We start from the raw sequence: 6192 nt of genomic DNA, 5'->3' as shown, positions 1-6192 counted from the left end.
TAGCTCCCCCCCTCCCTCCCCTCCTTACCCCCATCCCCTGCCACCGACAGGCCCGAGGTCAGGGCCCGTCAGATGTCGTCGGGACCCCGCCATTCGGGGCCCGTTGGGCCGTCCCCCGTACGGCGGATCCATCCCTTCGGGGTCAGTAACGGCGCGTTGGGCACCCTCCCCGCGCGACCCCAAATAGCGTCCAGTAGGGTTTGGTCCGCATAAACATCCAAACCCCTGCCTGCGTCAGGGCCGGCGACCGACCCGAATGCGGCCGCGGCCGGCCGCGCGGGCCGAGACTCTCGGGAAGGCGCTACGTGAGTCCCTACGGCTCCGACCGCTCGCCGCGGCGCCCGATGCGGCGGAAGCTGCTGCAGGCGCTGACTGCGGGCGTGGTCCTGGCGACCGCCACTGGTTGCTCGTATACATGGAAAGACTTCCCCCGCCTCGGATTGCCCACCCCGGTCACTGAAGAGGCGCCTCGCATCCTCTCCCTGTGGCAGGGGTCCTGGGCGGCCGCTCTGATCACCGGCATCCTCGTGTGGGGCCTGATCATGTGGAGCGTCATCTTCCACCGGCGCAGCCGGACCAAGGTCGAGGTTCCCCCGCAGACCCGGTACAACATGCCCATCGAGGCGCTGTACACCGTGGTCCCCCTCATCATCGTCTCGGTGCTCTTCTACTTCACCGCGCGTGACGAGTCGAAGCTGCTCGCCCTCTCCGCCAAGCCGGCGCACACGATCAACGTGATCGGCTTCCAGTGGAGCTGGGGCTTCAACTACGTCGAGGACGTCGACGGCGACGCGGCGACCCCGAAGGCCGGCGAGGTTCCCAAGGAACTCGCCTCCCTCCCGGACCGCTACACCAAGGACTTCCCCGCGGGCGCCGAAGGCGTCTACACCAAGGGCGTCCCGAGCGACCGGAACGCGGAGACCGGCAACCCGGGCCCCACGCTCTGGCTGCCGAAGGGCGAGAAGGTCCGCTTCATCCTGTCGTCCAACGACGTCATCCACTCCTTCTGGGTGGTCCCCTTCCTGTTCAAGCAGGACGTCATTCCGGGACACACCAACGTCTTCGAGGTCACCCCGACCGAAGAGGGCGTCTTCATGGGCAAGTGCGCCGAGCTCTGCGGTGTCGACCACTCCCGAATGCTCTTCAACGTCAAGGTCGTCTCCCCGGAGGCGTACAAGGCGCACCTGAAGGAGCTTGCGAAGAAGGGTCAGACCGGCTTCCTCCCGGCCGGTATCCAGCAGACCGACCCGGCCCGCAATGCTGAGGTGAACAAACTGTGAGCATCCTCAACCAGCCTCAGGGTGCCGAGGCCGACTCGTACGAGAACGAGTTGCCGGTACGGAGCAAGCAGCCGGGCAATGTCGTCGTGAAGTGGTTGACCACTACCGACCACAAGACCATCGGCACGATGTACCTGCTCACGTCGTTCGTGTTCTTCCTCATCGGCGGCCTGCTGGCGCTCTTCATGCGCGCCGAGCTGGCCCGTCCGGGTACGCAGATCATGTCGAACGAGCAGTTCAACCAGGCGTTCACCATGCATGGCACGATCATGCTGCTGATGTTCGCCACCCCGCTGTTCGCGGGCTTCGCGAACTGGATCATGCCGCTGCAGATCGGCGCGCCCGACGTGGCGTTCCCGCGGCTGAACATGTTCGCGTACTGGCTGTACCTCTTCGGTTCGACCATCGCGGTGGCCGGCTTCATCACCCCCTCGGGTGCCGCCGACTTCGGCTGGTTCGCCTACTCCCCGCTGTCGGACGCCGTCCGCTCCCCGGGCATCGGCGCCGACATGTGGATCATGGGTCTGGCCTTCTCCGGCTTCGGCACGATCCTCGGCTCGGTCAACTTCATCACCACGATCATCTGCATGCGCGCCCCCGGCATGACGATGTTCCGCATGCCGATCTTCACCTGGAACGTGCTGCTGACCGGTGTTCTGGTCCTGCTCGCCTTCCCGGTGCTGGCCGCCGCGCTCTTCGCGCTGGAGGCCGACCGGAAGTTCGGCTCGCACATCTTCGACGCGGCCAACGGCGGCGCCCTGCTGTGGCAACACCTCTTCTGGTTCTTCGGACACCCAGAGGTGTACATCATCGCGCTGCCGTTCTTCGGAATCGTTTCCGAGATCATTCCGGTCTTCTCGCGCAAGCCGATGTTCGGTTACATCGGCCTGATCGCCGCGACGATCTCGATCGCCGGCCTTTCGGTGACCGTGTGGGCCCACCACATGTACGTCACCGGCGGTGTGCTGCTGCCGTTCTTCTCCTTCATGACGTTCCTCATCGCGGTTCCGACCGGTGTGAAGTTCTTCAACTGGATCGGCACCATGTGGAAGGGCTCACTGTCCTTCGAGACCCCGATGCTCTGGACGATCGGCTTCCTGGTCACCTTCACCTTCGGTGGCCTGACCGGCGTCATCCTGGCCTCGCCCCCGATGGACTTCCACGTCTCCGACTCGTACTTCGTCGTCGCGCACTTCCACTACGTCGTCTTCGGCACCGTGGTCTTCGCGATGTTCGCGGGCTTCCACTTCTGGTGGCCGAAGTTCACGGGCAAGATGCTGGACGAGCGCCTCGGCAAGATCACCTTCTGGACGCTGTTCATCGGCTTCCACGGCACCTTCCTGGTGCAGCACTGGCTGGGCGCCGAGGGCATGCCGCGTCGTTACGCGGACTACCTCGCGGCGGACGGCTTCACGCTGCTGAACACCATCTCGACGATCAGCTCGTTCGTGCTGGGCCTGTCGATGCTGCCGTTCATGTACAACGTCTGGAAGACGGCGAAGTACGGCAAGAAGATCGAGGTCGACGACCCGTGGGGCTACGGCCGTTCGCTCGAATGGGCGACGTCTTGCCCGCCGCCGCGGCACAACTTCCTCACCCTGCCGAGGATCCGGTCCGAATCCCCGGCATTCGATCTGCACCACCCCGAGATCGCGGCCCTCGACCACCTTGAGGACCACTCCGTGGCCGCCAAGGCCGTCGCTGGTGGCAAGGAGGACGGCAAGTGAAGATCCAGGGCAGGATGTTCCTGTGGCTCGCCGCCTTCATCCTGATCATGACCGTCGTGTACGGCGTGTGGTCGAAGGAGCCGGTCGGCACCACCGCGCTCGCACTGGCCTTCGGCCTGAGCGCCATGATCGGCTACTACCTGGCCTTCACGGCCGCGCGCGTGGACGAGATGGCCCAGGACAACCTGGAGGCCGACGTCGCCGACGAGGCGGGCGAGCTGGGGTTCTTCTCCCCGCACAGCTGGCAGCCGCTCTCGCTGGCCATCGGTGGCGCCTTCGCCTTCAGCGGCGTCATCTTCGGCTGGTGGCTGATGTACTTCTCGGCGCCGCTGATCCTCGTGGGTCTGTGGGGCTGGGTGTACGAGTACTACCGCGGCGAGAACCAGAACCAGTAGCCGCACCCGTGCCACTGCTTCCCGCAGCGGCCACAGCGTGAGACCAGGGGCCCGGACACCTCCAATGGAGGAGTCCGGGCCCCTCGTTTGCAGTCACCCCGCGCGCCGGAATTGTCATATCTTCATAGCGTTGGCTTCATGAACCAGTCACCGCGTCTTTGGACGGTTATCGGCTGCTCCCTGCTGGTCGCGTCCCTCGGGGCCGGCGCCACCGCATGCGGGTCGGGCGACGACAACCCGCTGTCCGCCCGCCCCTACGACGCGGGCGATCAAGTCGCCCTCAACCAGTCCTCGGGCAGCCGCCCGGTCGACCCGGACCGGCCCCTGGAAGTCACCGCCAAGAGCGGCGACGGCCGGATCACCGACGTCAGCGCCGTGGACACCCACGGACGCCGCCTGGCGGGCGAGTTGTCCGCCTCCGGCGACCGCTGGCACAGCACCGTCCCGATGGCCGCCGGTGTCCGCTACACCGTCCTGGTGAGCACCGAGGACGAACGGGGCGCCCCCGGGCAGCGCACGCTCACCTTCGACACCACCCCGGCCCAGAAGGTCCTCAAGGTCGAGTTCGGTCCGGACGAGGGCAAGTACGGCGTCGGACAGCCCATCACGGCCGAACTCAACGAACCCGTCAAGGACAAGGCCGCCCGCGCCGTCATCGAACGGGGCCTGGTCGTCGACGCCCCGGCGGAGGCCGTGGGCGCCTGGCACTGGGTGGACGACAAGAAGCTCCACTACCGGCCCAAGGACTACTGGCCCGCCAACACCACCGTGTCCGTCCGGAGCAACCTGGAGGGCATCAAGATCGCCGACGACCTGCACGGCGCCGCCTCCAAGCCGCTGAAGCTGGAGATCGGCGACCGCGTCGAGGTCACCACCGACGCCTCCTCGCACTGGATGACGTTCCGGCGCAACGGAGAAGTGATCAATTCCATTCCGGTGACCACCGGCAAGCCCGGGTTCTCCACCCGCAACGGCGTCAAGGTGGTGCTCGGCAAGCAGTACTACGTCCAGATGCGCGGCGACACCGTGGGCATCGGCGGCAGCGAGTACTACAACCTGCCCGTCTACTACGCGACGCGCGTCACCTGGAGCGGTGAATACGTCCACGCCGCGCCGTGGTCCGTCGGCTCCCACGGCTACGCCAACGTCAGCCACGGCTGCACCGGCATGAGCACGGGCAACGCCGCCTGGTTCTACGAGAACATCACCGAAGGCGACATCGTCCGCGTCATCAACAGCATCGGCGACGACATGGACATCTTCGGCAACGGCTTCGGCGACTGGAACATGGACTGGAAGGACTGGCGCGAGGGCAGCGCCCTCCTCAAGGGCACCCAGGAGGGCCGCAGCCCCGTCGACCAGGCCCGCCTGCGCCCGCAGGTGTAACCACCGGGCCAGGAGCGCCTGGAGAGGCCACAACCGGGGCACGGGCGCCCGTACGGACCGTACGGGCGCTCGTGCCCCGGTATGCGCCGGTAAAGGGCTGTGCGGGGCGCACAGGCCCCGTCAGGCCGCCGGGGAGAGCCGCGCGCGCAGCAGACCCGCCAGGGCCTGCGCGAAGTCCACCGGATCAACCGGAAGGGTGACGGCGGCGTCCGCGCGGCTCCAGGTGGCCAGCCAGGCGTCCTGCGGACGGCCCATCAGGAGCAGTACGGGCGGGCACTGGAAGATCTCGTCCTTGATCTGTCGGCACACGCCCATGCCCCCCGCCGGAACCGCCTCGCCGTCCAGCACGCACACGTCGATGCCGCCCGCGTCCAGTTCCTTCAGGACGGCCGGCAGCGTGGCGCACTCCAGGAACTCCACCGGCGGCAGATCGGCGGCCGGCCTGCGCCCGGCCGCCAGCCGCACCTGCTCCCGGGTGCCCGCGTCGTCGCTGTAGACCAGAACCCGCGCAGTCGCCCGCATTTCGTTCCTCCACGTGTCCCGTGAATCACGTTGATGTTGCGCGGGATGCTACTCCGTCCGACCCGGTGTCAACATCGGTTCGCACAGGCTGCTGATCAGACCTCCGGGGGTCGATCTGATGGGCCGTTCGGGCCTTGCACACGCCCCTGACACTCCGAACGGCACCCCCCGGGGTGAGGGCGGGATAAGGGACCGACATAATGTCGGTCGTGGCGACAGCAACGACAGTAGATACCGGGCACGCGCACCCGACGGTCAACAGGCCGAACCTCGTCAGCGTGGGAACCATCATCTGGTTGAGTTCCGAGCTGATGTTCTTCGCGGCCCTCTTCGCGATGTACTTCACCCTGCGATCCGTGACAGGCGCCGAGTACTGGACAGAACAGGCTTCGGCCTTGAATCTGCCCTTCTCGGCGACGAACACGACGATCCTGGTGCTTTCCTCGCTCACCTGCCAGCTCGGCGTATTCGCCGCCGAGCGCGGTGACGTGAAGAAGCTCAGGACGTGGTTCATCATCACGTTCGTCATGGGTGCGATCTTCATTGGCGGCCAGGTGTTCGAGTACACCGAGCTGGTCAAGCACGAGGGCATGAGCCTCTCGTCCGGTCCGTACGGCTCGGTCTTCTACCTGACCACCGGCTTCCACGGTCTGCACGTGACGGGCGGTCTCATCGCCTTCCTGCTGGTCCTCGGCCGGACGTACGCGGCCAAGAGGTTCACCCACGAACAGGCCACGTCGGCCATCGTCGTGTCCTACTACTGGCACTTCGTCGATGTCGTCTGGATCGGCCTCTTCGCGACGATCTACCTGATCAAGTAGCGAACACGTCGCCGGGCCCGACCCGGCACTCCATCCAGACACACCGACGCAGAAGATCCTG

General features: G+C 66.4%; 6 protein-coding genes. 5 read left to right on the top strand and 1 reads right to left on the bottom strand.

Annotation, left to right across the window (positions count from 1 at the left end; translation table 11 throughout):
* The first annotated feature begins 305 nt into the window (after window positions 1-305).
* From coxB to ACFWBW_RS34775, 4 genes are all read left to right on the top strand, one after another.
* Entirely contained in the window at window positions 306-1280 is a 975-nt protein-coding gene (gene coxB / locus ACFWBW_RS34790) for a cytochrome c oxidase subunit II (protein WP_385381439.1), read from the top strand.
* Window positions 1277-3007, top strand: coding sequence for a cytochrome c oxidase subunit I (ctaD, locus tag ACFWBW_RS34785; RefSeq protein ID WP_385381436.1), 1731 nt, complete (start codon window positions 1277-1279; stop codon window positions 3005-3007). Before coxB ends, ctaD begins: the two co-directional genes overlap by 4 nt.
* On the top strand, window positions 3004-3402 hold the full coding sequence (locus ACFWBW_RS34780; RefSeq protein WP_254383458.1) for a cytochrome c oxidase subunit 4: 399 nt from the start codon (window positions 3004-3006) through the stop codon (window positions 3400-3402). Before ctaD ends, ACFWBW_RS34780 begins: the two co-directional genes overlap by 4 nt.
* 138 nt (window positions 3403-3540) lie before the next feature.
* On the top strand, window positions 3541-4788 hold the full coding sequence (locus ACFWBW_RS34775) for an Ig-like domain-containing protein (protein ID WP_385381432.1): 1248 nt from the start codon (window positions 3541-3543) through the stop codon (window positions 4786-4788).
* Between the two features lie 120 nt (window positions 4789-4908).
* Here the strand turns inward: ACFWBW_RS34775 and ACFWBW_RS34770 are convergent, their stop codons facing one another.
* Window positions 4909-5310: a hypothetical protein gene (locus ACFWBW_RS34770; RefSeq protein WP_250742508.1), complete on the bottom strand. Its 402-nt coding sequence runs from the start codon at window positions 5308-5310 to the stop codon at window positions 4909-4911.
* 200 nt (window positions 5311-5510) lie between these two features.
* On the opposite strand from ACFWBW_RS34770, the gene ACFWBW_RS34765 reads away from it, so the two are divergent.
* Window positions 5511-6131: a heme-copper oxidase subunit III gene (locus tag ACFWBW_RS34765; RefSeq protein WP_008738823.1), complete on the top strand. Its 621-nt coding sequence runs from the start codon at window positions 5511-5513 to the stop codon at window positions 6129-6131.
* The last annotated feature ends 61 nt before the right edge of the window (window positions 6132-6192 follow it).

This window comes from Streptomyces sp. NPDC059957 (assembly GCF_042730015.1).
Lineage (GTDB): Bacteria > Actinomycetota > Actinomycetes > Streptomycetales > Streptomycetaceae > Streptomyces.
The sequence above is the reverse complement of the archived record's forward strand: the minus strand, read 5'-3'. Positions and strand labels throughout refer to the sequence as shown.

Excerpts from the sequence above, each read along its gene's own strand:
- ACFWBW_RS34775 (WP_385381432.1), top strand. The coding sequence starts at position 3,541 with ATGAACCAGTCACCGCGTCTTTGGACGGTTATCGGCTGCTCCCTGCTG.
- ACFWBW_RS34770 (WP_250742508.1), bottom strand. The coding sequence starts at position 5,310 with ATGCGGGCGACTGCGCGGGTTCTGGTCTACAGCGACGACGCGGGCACC.
- ACFWBW_RS34765 (WP_008738823.1), top strand. The coding sequence starts at position 5,511 with ATGTCGGTCGTGGCGACAGCAACGACAGTAGATACCGGGCACGCGCAC.